The following is a 17,197-nucleotide window of genomic DNA, read 5'->3' on the forward strand; positions in this document are numbered from 1 at the left end:
TCGCCAGCTCCTACGGGGGATGAGGCCTCGGTTCAGATCCAGACAAAGATCGCCAGCAAACCACCAAAAAAAGCCCACTTCTGCAGGTAATACAGCGTGCGGTTGCGTTTCTTCAGGGCCTTGCCTTGCAAGCGTATCTTGTAGAGCCTGGAGAACGCCCGGTTCAGGCCGCCCGTCCTGTCACCGGCGTCGTTGGGCGCACCGGCCGCCGCCATCACGGTGCGGCTGAACCAGCGGTTGAACGCGCTGGCCCAGCGAAATTTCATGGGCCGCTCCACGTCGCAGAACAGGATGATGCGGTTATGGTCGGTGGTGTTCTGGGCGTAATGAATAAACGTTTCGTCGAAGATCACCGCCTCGCCATCGCGCCAATGATAAGGCTCGCCATCGACATTGATGTAGCAACCGGCATCGTTGGGCGTTTCCAGGCCCAGGTGATACCGATAGGACCCGGCATATGGGTCGCGGTGCCGGACCAACTTCGAGCCCGGCGGCAACTCGGCAAACATCGCCGCCTTGATCGAGCCGATGCTCTGCACCAGTTCGGTGGTGCGTGGGCACAGTTTCATGGCCGAGGGATGGCTGTCGCCGTACCACTTCAGGTAGAAACGCTTCCAACCGGTCTTGAAGAACGAGTTGAAGCCCACGTCGTCGTATTGATTGGAACGCTTGATCTCCCCTGCGTGCAGCAGGTTCTGGCCTTCGGCCCGGATCTCTTCCCAGTGGGCCTGCAACGGGCTCAGGTCCGGGAACTGCGCCGGGCTCAGGAACGGCCTGTTGGGCAGTTTCGAGCACAGGTAAAGCAGGCAATTGATCGGTGCGAGAAAAGACGAATGATCGCTCAACTGGCGGCCGATCTTATGCCGCACCCGCCCGCGCAGATGAACGTAACCAATGGAGAAAATGTAAATCGCAACAATGATGAGCTTCACGGAAACCGTCACAATGCAGGAGTGAACAGGTTGCTTTCCCGGGCCAGCCAAGCGGCAAGGGAGATAGCATCGAGCGAGATGGCATTCTAGCCACAGTTTGTAACCGAAAGTTATCCTTCAATTGTGAAAAACTGTCTTGCCCGGGCAATCCCCTATCGTTTATGCGGCCAGATCAGTACAATCGCCGCCAACTATTACTACGCGCCCCCTTTGGCCGATACCGCAAACCACGGCTTCGGCGCACGTCTACCGGGCCAGGCGCTCCGTATGCTGCTGTCCTCTTATGCCGGATGGACCCTTGCGCTTGCGACCGCGACGCCTTTGGGCGGTCGGGACGTGCGCAAACAGGTACTGAACAGGTACTGCCGCACCCTTAGCTACTCTGAATGTTCCGCAGGATAAACCTTTGATCTCTACAGCTAACATCACGATGCAGTTCGGCGCCAAGCCACTGTTCGAAAACGTCTCTGTCAAATTCGGCGCGGGCAACCGCTACGGTCTGATCGGCGCCAACGGTTGCGGCAAGTCGACCTTCATGAAAATCCTCGGCGGCGACCTCGAGCCGTCTGGCGGCCAGGTCATGCTCGAGCCGAACGTGCGCTTGGGTAAACTGCGCCAGGACCAGTTCGCCTACGAAGAATTCACCGTGATCGACACCGTGATCATGGGTCACGAAGAGCTGTGGAAGGTCAAGGCTGAGCGCGATCGCATCTATTCGCTGCCGGAAATGACCGAAGAAGACGGCATGGCCGTGGCCGAGCTGGAAACCGAATTTGCCGAGATGGACGGCTACACGGCCGAATCCCGTGCCGGTGAACTGCTGCTGGGCCTGGGAATTGGCATCGAGCAGCATTTCGGCCCGATGAGCGAAGTGTCGCCAGGCTGGAAACTGCGTGTGCTGCTGGCCCAGGCGCTGTTCTCCGACCCGGAAGTGCTGCTGCTCGACGAACCGACCAACCACCTGGATATCAACACCATCCGCTGGCTGGAAAACGTGCTGACCCAGCGTTCGAGCCTGATGATCATCATCTCCCACGACCGTCACTTCCTGAACAGTGTCTGCACCCACATGGCGGACCTGGACTACGGCGAGCTGCGCCTGTTCCCGGGCAACTACGACGAGTACATGACCGTGGCGACCCAGTCCCGGGAGCAATTGCTGTCGGACAACGCCAAGAAGAAAGCGCAGATTTCCGAGCTGCAATCGTTCGTCAGCCGCTTCTCGGCCAACGCCTCGAAAGCCAAGCAGGCCACCTCCCGCGCCAAGCAGATCGACAAGATCCAACTGGCCGAGGTCAAGCCATCGAGCCGCGTCAGCCCGTTCATTCGCTTCGAGCAGACCAAGAAACTGCACCGCCAGGCGGTCATTGTCGAGCGCATGGCCAAGGGTTTTGACGGCAAACCGCTGTTCAAGGACTTCAGCTTCACCGTCGAAGCCGGTGAGCGCGTGGCGATCATTGGCCCGAACGGTATCGGCAAGACCACCTTGCTGCGCACCCTGGTCAATGAACTGGAACCCGATGCCGGTACCGTGAAATGGACCGACGCCGCGGAACTGGGCTACTACGCCCAGGACCATGCCCATGACTTCGAAGACGACGTCAACCTGTTCGACTGGATGGGCCAATGGACCCAGGGCGGCGAACAACTGGTTCGTGGCACCTTGGGCCGCATGCTGTTTTCCAACGACGAGATCCTCAAGTCGGTCAAGGTCATTTCCGGTGGTGAGCAAGGCCGCATGCTGTTCGGCAAGCTGATCCTGCAAAAGCCGAACGTGCTGGTGATGGACGAACCGACCAACCACTTGGACATGGAATCGATCGAAGCGCTGAACCTGGCACTGGAAAACTACCCGGGCACGCTGATCTTCGTCAGCCATGACCGTGAGTTCGTCTCGTCCCTGGCTACCCGCATCATCGAGCTGAGCGCCGATGGCGTGGTCGACTTCAGCGGCACCTATGACGACTACCTGCGCAGCCAGGGTGTGGTGTTCTAAGGACGGCCCTCGGCTGTTTGCTGCAAAAGCAAAGCCCTGTCCACTGTGACAGGGCTTTTTTGTATCCCAAGGGTAAAAACCTGTGGGAGCGAGCTTGCTCGCGATGGCGGCCTGACAGTTGGCCTGGCTCTTGCCGTCGTACACCCGTCAGATCTGTTTGAGCAGCACCCGTGGGAGCAAAGCTTACTCGCGAGACGGCCTTACAGCCGACCTGTTTCTCCCTGGTGAACCCAATCCCTTGCTCGCGAAGGGGCCGGTGCATACAACCTCAATTGAAACTGCACATCCGGGTCCCCAAGCACATTTAGTTAGCCTGCTTTCTTTTATCCCCTCCTCGCGCCATGATGAAACTCTCTTACCGCTGCCCGCGAACGAGCCCTATGCCCACGCCCTCACCTGCCTCCAGTTCCCTGTCGATCACCCTGCAGATCGTCTCCATCGTTTTCTACACCTTCATCGCCTTTCTTTGCATCGGCCTGCCGATTGCCGTGTTGCCCGGGTATGTCCACGAACAGCTGGGTTTCAGCGCGGTGGTGGCCGGGTTGACCATCGGTTCACAGTACCTGGCGACCCTGCTCAGCCGCCCCATGGCCGGGCGACTGTCGGACAGCGTTGGCACCAAGCGGGCAATCGTCTACGGGCTGTCGGGAATTGTGCTCAGCGGCGTGCTGACGTTGATCTCGACCTTGCTGCAAAGCTTTCCCCTGCCCAGCCTGCTGATCCTGATTGCCGGCCGTCTGCTGCTCGGCGTGGCCCAAGGGCTGATTGGCGTGGGTACCATCAGTTGGTGCATGGGCCAGGTGGGTGTGGAGCACACGGCCCGCTCGATTTCCTGGAATGGCATCGCCTCGTACGGGGCCATTGCCATTGGCGCCCCATTGGGGGTGGTGATGGTCGGTGAACTGGGTTTCGCCAGCCTGGGCGTTGCCTTGTCGTTGCTGGCGGGCGCTGCGCTGTTGATGATTCGCAACAAGCCGTCGGTGCCGGTCATTCGCGGCGAGCGCTTGCCTTTCTGGGCGGTGTTTGGGCGCATTGCGCCGTACGGAGCGGGCCTGAGCCTGGCGTCGATCGGCTACGGCACGCTCACCACGTTCATCACCTTGTTTTATGTCAGTCGCGGCTGGACCGGCGCGGCCTGGTGCCTGACGGTCTTCGGTATCTGCTTCATCCTGGCGCGGTTGTTGTTCATTTCCAGCATCGCCCGCTTCGGTGGCTTCAACTCGGCCATTGCCTGCATGAGCATCGAAACCCTCGGTCTGGTATTGCTGTGGCTGGCACCGTCCACCCCGTTCGCCCTGGTCGGTGCCGGGCTGGCCGGCTTCGGGCTGTCGCTGGTATACCCGGCGCTGGGGGTCGAGGCCATCAAGCAGGTGCCGAACACCAGTCGGGGTGCTGGTTTGAGCGCTTATGCGGTGTTCTTTGACCTGGCGCTGGCGATTGCCGGTCCGCTGATGGGGGTGGTGGCGTTGAACATGGGCTATTCGTCGATCTTCTTCTGTGCTGCCTTGTTGTCCCTCACCGGGTTGGGCCTGACTCTGCTGCTGCGTGGCCGAGCCATAAGCGCACCTTATTGATCGTAATACTGCTCACTGCCGTTTTTGTTTTGAGAAGGTCCGGTATTTACTTGTTCTGGTGTGTATATCCGTTTCTGCGGTAACGGCCGCTTAGGGTTCCGCCCTGACGGCGGGTCACTTTTGGAAGAGCGCCAAAAGTAACCAAAAGCGCTTTGCCCCACCACTTGGCACCTCGCCTAGGCTCGGTGTGCCCGAACGAAGGCATTGCTCCGTGGGCCGCCGCGAAGGGCCATCCATGGCCCAGCGCGGCTACCTCGGCATCCATGCCGAGGTGCCCACTACGCAATGCCTGCGTTCGGCCAGCGTGGTTTAACGGGGCGTTCAGATCAAGATCCAAAGCAACAGCAAGAGCAGGAGCAGGAGCAGGAGCAGGAGCAGGAGCAGGAGCAGGAGCAGGACATATGCCCACATTTATTTAGCTGACCCACCGCTATCGCGAGCTGGCTCGCTCCCACATGGGGTTGCGGGTGCTCACCGCATCTGCGCACGACACAAAAACCTGTGGGAGCGAGCTTGCTCGCGAAGACGTCGGCACATCCAACATTACCGTAAACTGAACCACCGCTTTCGCGAGCAAGCCCGCTCCCACAGGAGAAACGCGGTCCCATCAAGAACCAGGTCGGCTATCAGGCCGCCTCGCGGTGGACGTTGATTTCGGCGCCCCGTTAACCACGCTGGCTGAACGAAGGTATTGCGCAGTGGGCAACCCGGCATGGATGCCGAGCCTAAGCGAGGCACCGAGTGGTGGGGCAAGAGCGCTTTGGTTACTTTCGACTGGGCCGGCTTCCGGGCTTTTCGAAAGTGACCCGCCGTCAGGGCGGAACCCTAAGCAGCCCTTACCGCAGAAACGGATATACACACCATCCTTACGTAAAACCATGCCTCTCTATTGATCAGCCGTCCTCATCCCCGCCCGGGTCGGCTTGCCCAAGGCCTCGCCAAAGAAGCGACTGGCCTCGGAAATCATGGTGCGGTGGATGTCCTTGCGGTCGACCCCGTCAGCATCCGTGCAAAGCGCCGGCATCGCAGCGACCTGCTCGTCGGTACACGGCGCCATGAAGACAAAATGTCCCGCGCCGGCCAGGGTCTTGAAATCCGGTGCAGTGGGCAGCTTGCGGGCCAGAGCGGCGGCGTTCTTGTCGAAGGCAACGAGTTTGTCGCCATCGCCGCTGTACAGCAGCACCGGCACATGAACATCAGCCAGGGTATGACGACCGAACTTCAGGCTCAATGGCGCCATCAGCAGCAACGCCCGGACCCTGGGGTCGGCCACGGGTTGCAGGTCATCGCGGTCGGCGATCAGTTCGCCTTGGGTATTGCAGGCGTCTCGGTCATCCGGTCGCTCCACGCAGTAACGGCGCAGGCGATTGAGGTCCGGCGTCGCACCCGACAGGATCAGCGCGGTTTCGCCGCCAGCCGAATAGCCGATCACCCCAACCTGCCCGGCGTTGACGAACGGCGAGAGCATCGGGTCATTGAGCGTGGCGGTGATGGCTTCGGAAATCTGGATCGGCCGCCCGTACAGGTTGCTCAGGGTGCCAAGCCGACTGTGATCCTGGTTGTTGTCGCCGGGATGAATCACCGCCACCACGACAAACCCCTTGCGCGCCAGCGAGGTGGCCAGGTCATGCAGGGCCAGCGGCGTGCCGGTATTGCCATGGGACAGCATCAATAGCGGAAAGCGTCCGATGGCGATCTTGGCGTCCGGCGCGGCATCGATCTGGTAACCACCCAGCAGGCTGGACTGTTCCCGGTCGGTGGATGGATAAAAGGCGATGGCGTGCATCGGCTGCTGATCGAGCGGATCGAGAAAGCTCAGTTCATGGAAACCAGCGCTCCAATGCGGATGCGGCCCCGGTGCGGCCTGCACTGAACCGAGACTGGCAAACAAGCAAAGCAGCAGCGCTGCACCAAAACGTGTCATCGAATCTTCCACCTTCACCAGCGTACGGGAAGGCCCCGTCGCTCGCAGTCTTGGCCGTGCATAACCTGCGCCATAAAGCCCGGCGCCGAATGCAGAAAAACCCTGCATCCCGACCATCCAATGACGACGAGAATACAGGGTTTTACGAAGGCTGCCCGACTAGCTTGGTGCCTTTACGCAAGCCTTACGCAGCGGCGAACTGCTGGCCGATCTGCAACGTGGCTTCGCTCATGGCTTTGGTGCGCATGTCGTCACCGTAGGCCAGGCCTTCGGCGCGGACGAATTCGATATCGGTGATGCCGATGAAGCCGAACAGTAGCTTCAGATAGTCCTCATGACCCACGCCGCTCGGTTGGCCGGCATGCAAGCCGCCCGCCGTGGAGACGATCACCAGTTTCTTGCCGCCGCACAGGCCTTCGGGACCGGCTTCGGTGTAACGGAACGTCTGGCCGGCCACGGCAATGCGGTCGATCCAGGCCTTGAGCTGGGTCGGCACGCTGAAGTTGTACATAGGGGCTGCGATAACGACCGCATCCGCCGCTTGGAATTCGGCCATCGTGGTAGCACTCAACTCTGCCTCATGTTGTTGGGCAGCGTCACGCAGTTCAGCGCTGGTGCCCGCCGCGATCAAGGTCTGGGCGGAAAAATGGCTGATGGCATCGGCGGCCAGGTCGCGGTAGGTCACCGTGATGCCTGGCTCGGCAGCTTTCCAGGCGTCAACCACTTCACGGCTCAATTGGCGGGAAGCGGAGTTGTCGCCGAGGATGCTCGAATCGATGTGCAGCAGTTTCATGTGAGTGCTCTCCAAGTGAGGACCGCAACCAGGCGATCAATTGGAGACAATCCTATCGATGAAGCCAATATTCGATAAGTCAGCACAAATGCGATAGTTTGTCCCACTGACAGGACAATCGAGCTGAACATGCAAGACCTCAATGACTTGTACTACTTCGCCAAAGTCGTCGAAGCCGGCGGTTTCGCGGCGGCCGGGCGGTTGCTGGGCATTCCCAAGTCCCGACTGTCGCGGCGTATCGCCGAGCTGGAAGAACGCCTCGGCGCCCGGTTGCTCCAGCGCACCACCCGCCAATTGAAATTGACCGCGGTCGGCGAACGTTATCTGCGCCACTGCCAGGCCATGTTGCTGGAGGCCGAAATGGCCGACGAAGCGGTGGCGAGCATGTCCAGCGAACCCCGCGGCCGATTGCGGGTATCGAGTCCGGTGGGCCTGGCCCACCAGTTCCTGCCGGTGATAATCGAAACCTTCCTGGTGAAATACCCTTTGGTGCAACTGGACATGACCCTGCTCAATCGGCGGGTGGACCTGATCGGCGAAGGCATCGACGTGGCGTTGCGCGTGCGCGACCTGGGGGACGAGGACCCCTTGCTGATGACCCGACGTCTGCGCCAGGCGCGACTGATGATGGTCGCCAGCCCGGCCTTTGTCGAAGGGCGGCGGATCGAAACCCCGGACGATCTCAAACAGTTGCCGGTGCTCGGGGCATTGGAAGCCGATCGCCAAGTGCACCTGCACTTGGTCAGCGCCGATGGGCAGCGTGTGGAACTGAGCCTGGAAGCCCGCCTGGGCATTGACGACTTCATTGTGCGCCGGGCCTGCACCCTCGCCGGCCTGGGCTTCACTTTATTGCCGAGCATGTATTGCGAGCAGGAATTGCAGGACGGCACACTGGTGGAACTGTTGCCTGGATGGTCGTCGCCCGATGGCTGGCTCCAGGCGGTCTACCCGCATCGGCGCGGCATGCTGCCGGCGGTGCGTGCATGGATCGATCATTTGGTGGAAGCCTTCGAGGGCTGTGGAGATAGAACGCTATGAGGTTGAGCGAAGAGGATGTCGCGCAGTTTTGCCTGGGCCTGCCCGGCGCCAGGGAGGACTACAAATGGGGCGGCGTGCGCGTATTTTCCATTGCCGGGAACAAGATGTTCGCCCTGCAGGGCCTGCGAGGCGACTCGTTGGCGTTCAAGGTCGACAAGGATCTGTTCCTGGGGCACTGCGACCGGCCGGGCATCCACCCGGCGCCTTACCTGGCGCGGGCCCAGTGGGTCATCATGCAAGTGCCCTACCCGCTGGGGGCCGAAGAGCTGCGAGGCCTGCTGCAACGCGCACACCAATTGGTGGTCAGCAAATTGCCCAAGCGCACGCAGGTGGGCTTGTTGCTCTAGCCATTCAGAACAGATAGCTGCCCAGGAACAACTGGTCGATCCAGAACACCTGGTGCAGCAGCACGATGAACCAGAACACCACCTGAAACGACACTTTGCGGGTCTTGTGGCGAAACAGCTGCTGGGCCAGCAAGGCTCCGGGCCAACCGCCGGCCAGTTCCACCGCATGCAACACGTTCTCCGGGGTGCGCCAGGTGTCGGCGCGTGCCTTGCGCTTGTCGCTCCAGTACAGCAGGAACGCCACCGCGCTGACGACGCCATAAGCCACCATCGGCACCCACGACACCGCCCGTAGCCCGAATAGCAGCGAACCGAACAGCGGCAAGGCACAGAGCAGCGCAAACACCATCAGTTTGAGCCGCAGGTGCTGCACGGTGCCTTCAGCATTGCGCCCGGCACGTTTGCGCTTGCCTGATTCGTTCATGGCTTGGCAGCGGTCCAGTCCACCCAGCCAAACTGCCAGGTTGCCAGGATCAACAGGCCGAAGGCGATTCGATACCAGGCGAACACAGCGTAGCTGTGACTGGCGATGAATCGCAGCAGGCCCTTGACCGCAATCATGGCGAAAATGAACGCCGTGACGAAGCCAATGGCGAACACCGGGAAATCCGCCGGGACGAACAACTCACGGTATTTGTAGCCCGAGTAGACCGCCGCACCGACCATGGTCGGCATCGCCAGGAAGAACGAAAACTCGGTAGCGGTTTTACGCGACAGCCCGAACAGCAGGCCACCGATGATGGTCGCACCGGAACGGGAGGTACCCGGGATCATCGCAATGCATTGGGCCAGGCCGACCTTCAGTGCATCTTTCCAGGAGATCTCGTCCACCGTTTCGGCGTGCACCTGGTGCTGGCGTTTTTCGGCCCAGAGCATCACCAGGCCGCCCACCACCAGCGCGGCGGCCACCGTGATCGGGTTGAACAGGTAGTGATGGATCCAGTCGGCGAACAGCACACCCAAGATCACGGCGGGCAGGAAGGCGATCAGCAGGTTGGCGGTAAACCGGCGGGCGCTGGGTTGCGTCGGCAGCCCCAGTACCACGTCGAAAATCTTGCGCCGGAACTCCCAGACCACCGCGAGGATCGCGCCGAGCTGGATGATGATGTTGAATGCCATCGCACGTTCGCCACCGAACTCGAGCAAGTCGGCGACGATGATCTGGTGCCCCGTGCTGGAAATCGGCAGAAACTCCGTCAAGCCTTCCACTACGCCAAGAATCAGTGCCGAAAAGGCAGTCCACAAATCCATTCATCCCCCAAAAAAGACGCTGCTCATGCAGGTCTTATCAATATTCAAGTGTCATACAGGTCCACGCAACGGCTGCACGATAGCTGCGATCTTTCAAAAAAAACCAATGAAAAAATCAGAACAGGCTCAGGTTTTGCGCTGCGGGGCCGAAATCCTATCAGACAAGCCCTGATAACGCTGCCGCGTTGTGACTCAGGTCAATGACCGATAGCGGCTGGGCGTTACAGTGCCGGCCGTCGATATGACAAGAATAAAAAACCGGAGTGACAGCGTATGAATAGCTTGCGCAGTGTGTCGATCAGCCGACGCTTGTGGCTCATCCTGGTGGTGGCCATCGTGATGTTGTTCACGCTCGGCGCGTTTATGCTCAAGCAGATCCACACGGATCTGTATCAGGCCAAGGTGCAGAAGACCCAGCATGTGGTGCAGACCGCCAGTGGCGTGCTGAGCTACTACCATGGGCTGGAAACCGCCGGGACCCTGACCCGCGAGGCGGCGCAGAAGCAAGCCCTCAGCGCGGTGCGAGGCCTGCGTTATGACCAGAGTGACTATTTCTGGATCAACGACCTGGCGCCGGTCATGGTCATGCACCCGACCAACCCGAAACTTGAAGGCCAGAACCTCTCGGCGATCCGTGACCCGAACGGTTATGCGCTGTTCAACGAGATGGTTGCCATCGCCAAGTCCAAGGGCGCCGGCATGATCAACTACCTCTGGCCGAAGCCGGGCGCCGAGGCGCCGGTGGGCAAGACCTCCTACGTCAAACTGTTCGAACCCTGGGGTTGGATCATCGGTTCGGGCGTCTACATCGATGACGTCCAGGCCGAGTTCCAGTCCCAAGTGATCAAGGCCACGGTGGTCGGCCTGATCATCACCCTGCTCATGGGCCTGCTGTTGACCCTGATTGTGCGCAGCATCGTCGGCCCGCTGCAGGAAACGGTCAACGCCATGGCCAACATCGCCAGCGGCGAAAGTGACCTGACCCGCACCCTCGACACCCACGGCCAGGACGAAGTCACCCAACTGGCGCGGCATTTCAACGCCTTTACCGCCAAGTTGCGGCAAGTAGTGACCCAACTGCAAGCTTCGGCCAGCGCGCTGGGGCAATCCTCCAGTGAATTGGGCAACGACGCCACCCAGGCCCAGCAACGCAGCCAGCAGCAGTCGCAACAAATGGAGCTGGTGGCGACCGCGATCAATGAAGTGACCTATGGCGTGCAGGACGTGGCCAAGAACGCCGAGCACGCAGCCAGCGAGATGCGCGACGCCGAATCCCAGGCCCAGCAAGGCCAGGTCAACATCGATGGCAGCTTGCAGCAGATCGACCGCCTGTCCCAGACCATCGACCAGGCGGTGGAAGTGATCCGCACCCTGGCGAGTGAAAGCACCCAGATTGGCAGCGTGCTGGAGGTGATTCGCTCCATTGCCGAGCAGACCAACCTGCTGGCCCTCAATGCCGCGATCGAAGCCGCCCGCGCCGGCGAACAAGGCCGGGGCTTTGCGGTGGTCGCCGATGAAGTGCGGCTGCTGGCCCAGCGTACACAGAAGTCCACCGCAGAGATCCAGGCGATGATCGAGCGCCTGCAAACCCATTCCGAAGCCGCCGTGAAAGTCATCAGCGACAGCAGCCGCGCCTCGCAACTGACCATCGAACAGGCCGGCCTGGCCGGTGCCAGCCTCAACGCCATCGGCCAGGCCCTGCGCAACCTCAACAGCCTGAACGCCTCCATCGCCAGTGCCACCCTGCAACAGGCCCATGTGGTGGAAGACATCAACCAGAACGTCACCCAGGCCGCCGGACTGTCCCACAGCACCGCCATGGCCGCCGAACAATCCAGCCAGGCAAGCGGTCGCCTCAAGGCACTGAGTGAAGAATTGAACGGGTTGCTCAAGCAGTTCCGAGTCTGAAGATTGATGGGCTATTTGTGGGAGCGGGCTTGCTCGCGAATGCGGTGTATCAGTCAGCAAATACCTAACTGACAGATAGCATTCGCGAGCAAGCCCGCTCCCACATTGTTCTGTGCTGGCCCCAGATTGGGTGTCCACCGCAAATCCCTTGTGGGAGCGAGCTTGCTCGCGATAGCGGCGGCACATTCAACATTGGTATTGGAGCTCTCCACGCCATAGCGTTTACAATCGCCGCCCTCTCCTATCTCCCCAAGGAACCGCCATGTCCGGGCTTGAACTGTTTGCCGCAGCCCTCGGCGTGATCGCTGTCTGGTTGACCGTCAAGCAGAACCCCTGGTGCTGGCCGATCGGCCTGGTCATGGTGTTGCTGTACAGCTGGATTTTTTTCGAGGTGAAGTTGTACTCGGACATGCTGCTGCAGGTTGTCTACGCGGTGCTGCAACTCTACGGTTGGTGGCAATGGACACGAGCCGGGCACAATCATGATGGACGTCAGGTCAGCCGCCTCGGTGGGCCGTCGGTGTTGCTCAGCCTGGTCATTGGCACGGCAGGCAGCCTGCTGTTGGGCGCCGCCATGGCCCACTGGACCGACGCCGCCCAGCCCTGGCTCGATGCCGCGCTCACCGGTTTCAGCCTCGTCGCCCAGTGGTGGATGGCGCAAAAACGCGTGCAATGCTGGCCGCTGTGGATCGTCCTGGACGTGATCTTCGTCGGCCTGTTCATCTACAAGGGCCTGCACCTGACCGCCGCGCTCTACGCCCTGTTCACCCTGCTGGCCGTGCAAGGCTGGCGGGAATGGCGCGCCGACCCGGCCCTGCGCGCATGAAGGTGGTGGTCCTGACTGGCCCGGAATCCAGCGGCAAGAGTTGGCTGGCGGCGCAATTGCAGGAACACTTTGGCGGCGTGCGGGTGGATGAGTACGTGCGCCACTTCATGGAACAGACCCGGCGCGATACCTGCCTGGCCGACATCACCGACATCGCCTCCGGCCAACTGGCCTGGGAAGATCAGGCCCGTGCCCGCCGTCCCGCGCTGTTGATCCTCGACACGCACCTGCTGAGCAACATCCTCTGGAGCCAGACCCTGTTCGGCGACTGCCCGGACTGGCTCGAGCCGGCCCTGCTGGCCCGTCATTATGACCTGCACCTGCTGCTGAGCCCCGAGCAGGTCGAATGGACCGGCGACGGTTTGCGTTGCCAACCCGAACTGGCAGAACGGCTGGCGTTTTTCGAGACGATCGAGGCCTGGCTGAGCGTACATCGGCAACCGTTCCAGGTCATTGAAGGCGATTGGGCGCAACGCCAGCAGCAAGTGTTCGCCGCCGTTACCCGCCTGCTTGAAGCCTGACCACAAGGGTGATCTGTTCCATTGCTGAAACACCACGGTCGCTGCAAACCCGGATCCAACGTCGCTTCACCAAATTGCCATCAAGACTGTCAAGCTTCTGAAACACCCCCCCAAAAGCCTGGATCCATGGCCCTGGGACAGTGTGTGACCGCCTGGTCACCATGCCCCTTGTCTCAGCGCTGAAACAGGTCCCTTCCCCGGCATCCCCCCCATAAATCCAACTCATTGAATCCAAAGGCATTCCAAAACTCGGCACGACACCTGCTCTGCCCATTTCGCAACGCTGGACCAGGGCCAGCCCACCGAAGAAGGAATCGATGCCGTGGGAACTTTCGAGAGAAATTTGACCTGTCTGCTGTTGATCGGCTGCGCCGCCAGCGCAACGCTCAGTCTGCCAGCGCAGGCCGAGGGCAACGGCGTCATTGTGCTCAACCGTGACGTGCAGCCCATCGCAATTGGTCGCAACGGTGGCAAAGACCCCTATCCGACCACTGTCAATGCCAATCCCTCCGAACGAATCAACCAGGCGACCACCAGCACCGAACTGAGCGATGGCGAGTTCGCCAGCGTGGCCAGCGGCTCGTCGATCCGCAACACCCTCAACCCGAACACAGGCGTGCAGGGCCTGAACGTCGTGACCAACCCCAACGGCATGCCGGGCATGAATGCCGGTCACGGTGGCGGTAGCGGCGGCGCGATCTCCGGCACCATCAACCGCTCGTTGAGTTCTGGCCTGGCCCCGCTGGGTCGGCTGGCGGGAGGTCAGTGATATGAAGCCCGCGCTGTTTCTACTCACTCTGTTCATGCTTTCCCTGCTCAGCTCTTTCACCGTATTTGCCGATTCAGGTGTTGCGGTGGTCAGTAACGCCAACCTGCAGGATTCCGGCAGCCATTACACCGGCAACTTCAACGTCAACCAGGCGGCCGGTGACCAGATCCAGCAGACCAATGCCCGGGCCATTGCCATTGGCAGCCACGCCCAGGCCAGTACCCGCGTGCAACAACGGGTCGACACGCAGGCCAACCCTTCCATGAACGCCACCGCCCGCATCGGCGGCCAATCCTTTACCAACGGCAACGGTGTACTGGGTGTCAACCAGTCCGCCGGGGCCAACAACCAGATGGCCAATGTCATGCGGGTAGGCATCAGTGCCCAGCCGCAGAGCATTGACGACAGCGCCCTGTCTCAACAGAACGTGGCGTTGCTACCGAACTCAGGAGCAACTGGCGCCCCAACCGGCAGTCGCCAGGTCGTTACCAGCGACCAGGCCTTCACCGGCAGCCGAGGGGTAATCCAGGTGAACCAGAGCGCCGGGGTGGGGAACCGTATGGCCAACACCCTGAGCATCCGAGTCGCTGATTGACCCGGAGGCTACATAAGAAAGTACTGACACTTAACCAACGACACGCAAGGAGAAACACCATGAAACCTACAATGGCACTCAAACCATTGGTTTTCGCTCTCGCCGCTGTCATGGCAATGGCTGCACAGGCTGGAGGAAACGGCAACGGGCACGGCGATGGTAACGGCCACCATGGTCCCAAAGGCCCAACGTGGGAAGAACAGCTGTCCATCAACGCCAGTGCGATGGCTACCGTGATCGATGAGCAGAACAGCGACGGCAACGAGGTGCTCAACCAGGGCACTAAAAACACCGCCGACGCTACCGACTCCCTCAATGGCAGCAACGGGAACATGGGGGCGAACATCGCCGCTGGCGATGGTAACCAACAAGACAACGCCGCAGCGCTGGCTACCGCTGACGAAAGCTTCATCTTCGGCTCGGCTGTCGCCGCCTCAAGTGCCACGCAAACCAATACCAACAACTATGTAAAAAACAACTCGACCCACAACAACGCCTCGCTCACCAACGCAGGCAACGACGGCTCCGGCAACATCGGCATCAACGTGACCGCCGGCAACTTCAACCAACAGAAAAACAACCTGGCCATTGCCGTATCGGGTGGCCGTGTCGCACAGGCCTCTGCCGAGGCCAATCAGTCCTCCACTGGCCTGGTGGTCGACAATAAGGGTGTACGGACCTACAAAACCGACACGCTCACCAGCACCTACGCCGCTTCTGGCACCTTCAAGGCCAAAGGCACCGGCACCGTCGAAGAGGACGATCATGGTGGCTGGGGCAACAGAGGCGGTAACGGCGGTCACGATGACGACAAGTTCAAGTTCTCCGCCGTGGGGACTTTCGAACTGGCCGGCAGCAACACCCAGCAGGTGCTGACCCGCGACGGTTGGAAAAACCCTGTGATCAACAACGCCACCATGACCAACTCCATGAACGGCTTCTCCGGTAACGGCGGCGCCAACGTATCGGCAGGCGTGGGCAACCAGCAAAGCAACTCGCTGTCCATCGCGGCCGGCTGCAGGGCTTGCATGTAAAAAAGTACCGCTGTAGGGGCGGGGCTGTGGGAGCAAAGCTTGCTCGCGATGAGGTCGTTACATAAAACGCCTCTGTTGGCTGTAAACCGCTATCGCGAGCAAGCTTTGCTCCCACGGACTCGCTCCCACAGTGGGCTTTTTTCCCGGATGTCCACTAGGCGTATTGATCATGCGTGTCACTGCCGTTTCCCTGCTGCTCTGCCTGGCTTGTATGGCCGAAGCGGCGCAGATACCGGTCGCCGCCCTGCCTGGCGGCATGCTGGTCTACAAACCGGTGCAAAGCGTACGCGAGCGCAAGTTCAGCGACATCGTCGAGCAGAAAACCGATTTCAGTTGCGGTGCCGCCGCACTGGCCACGGTGTTGCGCCAGGCCTATTGGCTTGACGTCGATGAAGAGCACGTCATCAAAGGCATGCTGGTCAATGCCGACCAGGACCTGGTTCGCACCCAGGGTTTTTCCATGCTGGACATGAAGCGCTACGTGGAAAGCATCGGCATGCGTGCCCGAGGCTACCGGATACCGCCAGAGAAACTCGAAGCGGTGACGATCCCGGTGGTGGTCCTGATGGAAATACGCGGCTACAAGCATTTCGTGGTGTTGCAGCGGGCCGACAAGCAATGGGTCTACATCGGCGACCCGGTGCTGGGCCACAAGCGCTACGCCCATGATGAGTTCGTCAAAGGCTGGAACGGCATCGTCTTCGCGATCGTCGGCCCGGGCTATGACAAGACCAATGCGCTACGCAGCCCTCCTCAACCCCTGACAGCCCGTAACAAGCTGGACGGTTTCAACCCGGTCAGGGATGCGGAACTGATGGATTTCGGCTTCATTCAGAGCGACTTTTTTTAATCGCCGACCTACTGCCAACAATAAGTACAAAAAGGAGCAGGAAGCTCCGGGAGCAACACATGAAAACCTCACACTGGCTGTCGCTGGCCTGCCTGCTCGCGACTGCCTCGGGCTATGCCCATGCCGGCTTCAAACCCATCGAAGTCAAGGACCAGGAGCTTGCCGAGCTGCGCGGTCGTTATGTCATGCCCGGCCGAGTCATCAGCTTTGGCATCGTCATGAGCAGTACCTGGCGCAACGCCAGCGGCGACTTGATCGGCGCCACCAGCACCATGCAGATCCAGGCTGCCACCGTCAAACCCGAGTTTTATGTCTCCACCGTCAAGCAGACCGGCAACGGCAGCGTCCCGGAACAGGGCAGCGGCAACATTACCGGTGGTGCGGGCCTTGGCACGAGCCAGGGCGTGACCCAGAGCGTACGTGCCGCCGGCGACGGCAACACGGCCTACAACAACGTCAACATCAATGTGAAGGAGAGCAACCGAGCGCCAGCGCTTGTGCCCTCCCAGGGCCAACTGCTGACCAAGGGCCAGACCATCAGCGGCAGCAACGCCGCCGGCAGCGTCGCGGTCACCGCCACCGGCAGCGGCGTGCAAATGGCGATCCAGGCCAGCCACAACCAGGGCAGCAGCCTGCAACAAGTGGCCCAAGGCGGTTTGCTGCAAAACACCCGCCTGCTGGGCAACAGCAACCTGGTCAACAACATGACGCAACTCAATGTGGTGCTCAACAATAACGGCCCCAGTGCCGGCGCCTTGGACTGCAATCTGACCCAACTGCGTGGCCTCCGTAACCTCGGTTATTGAACTACGCTGATCTCCGATCATTGGGCAAATAGG

General features: G+C 60.7%; 17 protein-coding genes. 12 read left to right on the top strand and 5 right to left on the bottom strand.

Annotated features, from left to right (window positions below; all coding sequences use genetic code 11):
• Positions 1 to 32: 32 nt before the first annotated feature.
• The gene (gene lpxO, locus CFII68_RS23350; RefSeq protein ID WP_018601534.1) at positions 33 to 932 is read right to left on the bottom strand and encodes a lipid A hydroxylase LpxO; all 900 of its coding nucleotides are present in this window, start codon (positions 930 to 932) and stop codon (positions 33 to 35) included.
• A 406-nt stretch (positions 933 to 1,338) separates the two neighbouring features.
• Between lpxO and CFII68_RS23345 the strand changes: the two genes are divergently transcribed.
• Positions 1,339 to 2,928: an ABC-F family ATPase gene (locus CFII68_RS23345; protein ID WP_003181279.1), complete on the top strand. Its 1,590-nt coding sequence runs from the start codon at positions 1,339 to 1,341 to the stop codon at positions 2,926 to 2,928.
• Positions 2,929 to 3,308: 380 nt separating this feature from the next.
• The gene (locus CFII68_RS23340) at positions 3,309 to 4,502 is read left to right on the top strand and encodes an MFS transporter (RefSeq protein ID WP_018601537.1); all 1,194 of its coding nucleotides are present in this window, start codon (positions 3,309 to 3,311) and stop codon (positions 4,500 to 4,502) included.
• 886 nt (positions 4,503 to 5,388) lie between these two features.
• Here the strand turns inward: CFII68_RS23340 and CFII68_RS23335 are convergent.
• A complete protein-coding gene (locus CFII68_RS23335; protein WP_018601539.1) occupies positions 5,389 to 6,426 on the bottom strand; it encodes a hypothetical protein in 1,038 nt (345 codons plus the stop codon).
• A gap of 184 nt (positions 6,427 to 6,610) precedes the next feature.
• Positions 6,611 to 7,219 carry an FMN-dependent NADH-azoreductase gene (locus tag CFII68_RS23330; RefSeq protein WP_018601541.1) on the bottom strand — a complete coding sequence of 203 codons (609 nt, stop codon included), beginning with the start codon at positions 7,217 to 7,219 and terminating at the stop codon, positions 6,611 to 6,613.
• Positions 7,220 to 7,348: 129 nt separating this feature from the next.
• Here CFII68_RS23330 and CFII68_RS23325 point away from each other — a divergent pair, with 129 nt between their 5' ends.
• Both CFII68_RS23325 and CFII68_RS23320 read left to right on the top strand, forming a co-directional pair.
• On the top strand, positions 7,349 to 8,257 hold the full coding sequence (locus CFII68_RS23325; RefSeq protein ID WP_018601543.1) for a LysR substrate-binding domain-containing protein: 909 nt from the start codon (positions 7,349 to 7,351) through the stop codon (positions 8,255 to 8,257).
• On the top strand, positions 8,254 to 8,604 hold the full coding sequence (locus tag CFII68_RS23320) for an MmcQ/YjbR family DNA-binding protein (RefSeq protein ID WP_033062396.1): 351 nt from the start codon (positions 8,254 to 8,256) through the stop codon (positions 8,602 to 8,604). Before CFII68_RS23325 ends, CFII68_RS23320 begins: the two co-directional genes overlap by 4 nt.
• A 4-nt stretch (positions 8,605 to 8,608) precedes the next feature.
• Here CFII68_RS23320 and CFII68_RS23315 read toward each other — a convergent pair whose 3' ends face one another.
• Together CFII68_RS23315 and CFII68_RS23310 are read right to left on the bottom strand one after the other, a co-directional pair.
• Positions 8,609 to 9,028 (bottom strand): DUF1294 domain-containing protein, encoded by a 420-nt coding sequence (locus tag CFII68_RS23315; RefSeq protein WP_018601547.1) that lies wholly within the window; start codon positions 9,026 to 9,028, stop codon positions 8,609 to 8,611.
• Positions 9,025 to 9,855 (bottom strand): undecaprenyl-diphosphate phosphatase, encoded by an 831-nt coding sequence (locus tag CFII68_RS23310; protein ID WP_018601549.1) that lies wholly within the window; start codon positions 9,853 to 9,855, stop codon positions 9,025 to 9,027. The genes CFII68_RS23315 and CFII68_RS23310 overlap by 4 nt, the downstream gene beginning before the upstream one ends.
• A gap of 273 nt (positions 9,856 to 10,128) precedes the next feature.
• Here CFII68_RS23310 and CFII68_RS23305 point away from each other — a divergent pair, with 273 nt between their 5' ends.
• The 8 genes from CFII68_RS23305 to CFII68_RS23270 all read left to right on the top strand — a co-directional run bounded on the left by CFII68_RS23305 (position 10,129) and on the right by CFII68_RS23270 (position 17,164).
• Positions 10,129 to 11,763 carry a methyl-accepting chemotaxis protein gene (locus CFII68_RS23305; RefSeq protein ID WP_018601551.1) on the top strand — a complete coding sequence of 545 codons (1,635 nt, stop codon included), beginning with the start codon at positions 10,129 to 10,131 and terminating at the stop codon, positions 11,761 to 11,763.
• Positions 11,764 to 12,025: 262 nt separating this feature from the next.
• The gene (gene pnuC, locus CFII68_RS23300; protein WP_018601553.1) at positions 12,026 to 12,589 is read left to right on the top strand and encodes a nicotinamide riboside transporter PnuC; all 564 of its coding nucleotides are present in this window, start codon (positions 12,026 to 12,028) and stop codon (positions 12,587 to 12,589) included.
• Positions 12,586 to 13,110 carry an AAA family ATPase gene (locus tag CFII68_RS23295; protein ID WP_033062411.1) on the top strand — a complete coding sequence of 175 codons (525 nt, stop codon included), beginning with the start codon at positions 12,586 to 12,588 and terminating at the stop codon, positions 13,108 to 13,110. Before pnuC ends, CFII68_RS23295 begins: the two co-directional genes overlap by 4 nt.
• A gap of 322 nt (positions 13,111 to 13,432) precedes the next feature.
• Positions 13,433 to 13,879, top strand: coding sequence for a hypothetical protein (locus tag CFII68_RS23290; RefSeq protein WP_018601557.1), 447 nt, complete (start codon positions 13,433 to 13,435; stop codon positions 13,877 to 13,879).
• Position 13,880: 1 nt separating this feature from the next.
• On the top strand, positions 13,881 to 14,474 hold the full coding sequence (locus CFII68_RS23285; protein WP_018601559.1) for a hypothetical protein: 594 nt from the start codon (positions 13,881 to 13,883) through the stop codon (positions 14,472 to 14,474).
• Between the two features lie 59 nt (positions 14,475 to 14,533).
• Complete coding sequence (locus tag CFII68_RS23280; RefSeq protein ID WP_033062397.1) at positions 14,534 to 15,508, top strand: hypothetical protein; 975 nt, start codon at positions 14,534 to 14,536, stop codon at positions 15,506 to 15,508.
• Positions 15,509 to 15,677: 169 nt separating this feature from the next.
• Complete coding sequence (locus tag CFII68_RS23275; protein WP_018601563.1) at positions 15,678 to 16,358, top strand: C39 family peptidase; 681 nt, start codon at positions 15,678 to 15,680, stop codon at positions 16,356 to 16,358.
• Positions 16,359 to 16,417: 59 nt separating this feature from the next.
• Positions 16,418 to 17,164 (top strand): hypothetical protein, encoded by a 747-nt coding sequence (locus CFII68_RS23270; protein WP_018601565.1) that lies wholly within the window; start codon positions 16,418 to 16,420, stop codon positions 17,162 to 17,164.
• The last annotated feature ends 33 nt before the right edge of the window (positions 17,165 to 17,197 follow it).

The organism is Pseudomonas sp. CFII68, from assembly GCF_000416195.1.
GTDB lineage: Bacteria > Pseudomonadota > Gammaproteobacteria > Pseudomonadales > Pseudomonadaceae > Aquipseudomonas > Aquipseudomonas kilonensis.

Coding starts and splice junctions, on each gene's coding strand:
- CFII68_RS23340 (WP_018601537.1), top strand. CDS start 3,309: ATGCCCACGCCCTCACCTGCCTCCAGTTCCCTGTCGATCACCCTGCAG.
- CFII68_RS23335 (WP_018601539.1), bottom strand. CDS start 6,426: ATGACACGTTTTGGTGCAGCGCTGCTGCTTTGCTTGTTTGCCAGTCTC.
- CFII68_RS23330 (WP_018601541.1), bottom strand. CDS start 7,219: ATGAAACTGCTGCACATCGATTCGAGCATCCTCGGCGACAACTCCGCT.
- CFII68_RS23325 (WP_018601543.1), top strand. CDS start 7,349: ATGCAAGACCTCAATGACTTGTACTACTTCGCCAAAGTCGTCGAAGCC.
- CFII68_RS23320 (WP_033062396.1), top strand. CDS start 8,254: ATGAGGTTGAGCGAAGAGGATGTCGCGCAGTTTTGCCTGGGCCTGCCC.
- CFII68_RS23315 (WP_018601547.1), bottom strand. CDS start 9,028: ATGAACGAATCAGGCAAGCGCAAACGTGCCGGGCGCAATGCTGAAGGC.
- CFII68_RS23310 (WP_018601549.1), bottom strand. CDS start 9,855: ATGGATTTGTGGACTGCCTTTTCGGCACTGATTCTTGGCGTAGTGGAA.
- CFII68_RS23305 (WP_018601551.1), top strand. CDS start 10,129: ATGAATAGCTTGCGCAGTGTGTCGATCAGCCGACGCTTGTGGCTCATC.
- pnuC (WP_018601553.1), top strand. CDS start 12,026: ATGTCCGGGCTTGAACTGTTTGCCGCAGCCCTCGGCGTGATCGCTGTC.
- CFII68_RS23295 (WP_033062411.1), top strand. CDS start 12,586: ATGAAGGTGGTGGTCCTGACTGGCCCGGAATCCAGCGGCAAGAGTTGG.
- CFII68_RS23285 (WP_018601559.1), top strand. CDS start 13,881: ATGAAGCCCGCGCTGTTTCTACTCACTCTGTTCATGCTTTCCCTGCTC.
- CFII68_RS23280 (WP_033062397.1), top strand. CDS start 14,534: ATGAAACCTACAATGGCACTCAAACCATTGGTTTTCGCTCTCGCCGCT.
- CFII68_RS23275 (WP_018601563.1), top strand. CDS start 15,678: ATGCGTGTCACTGCCGTTTCCCTGCTGCTCTGCCTGGCTTGTATGGCC.
- CFII68_RS23270 (WP_018601565.1), top strand. CDS start 16,418: ATGAAAACCTCACACTGGCTGTCGCTGGCCTGCCTGCTCGCGACTGCC.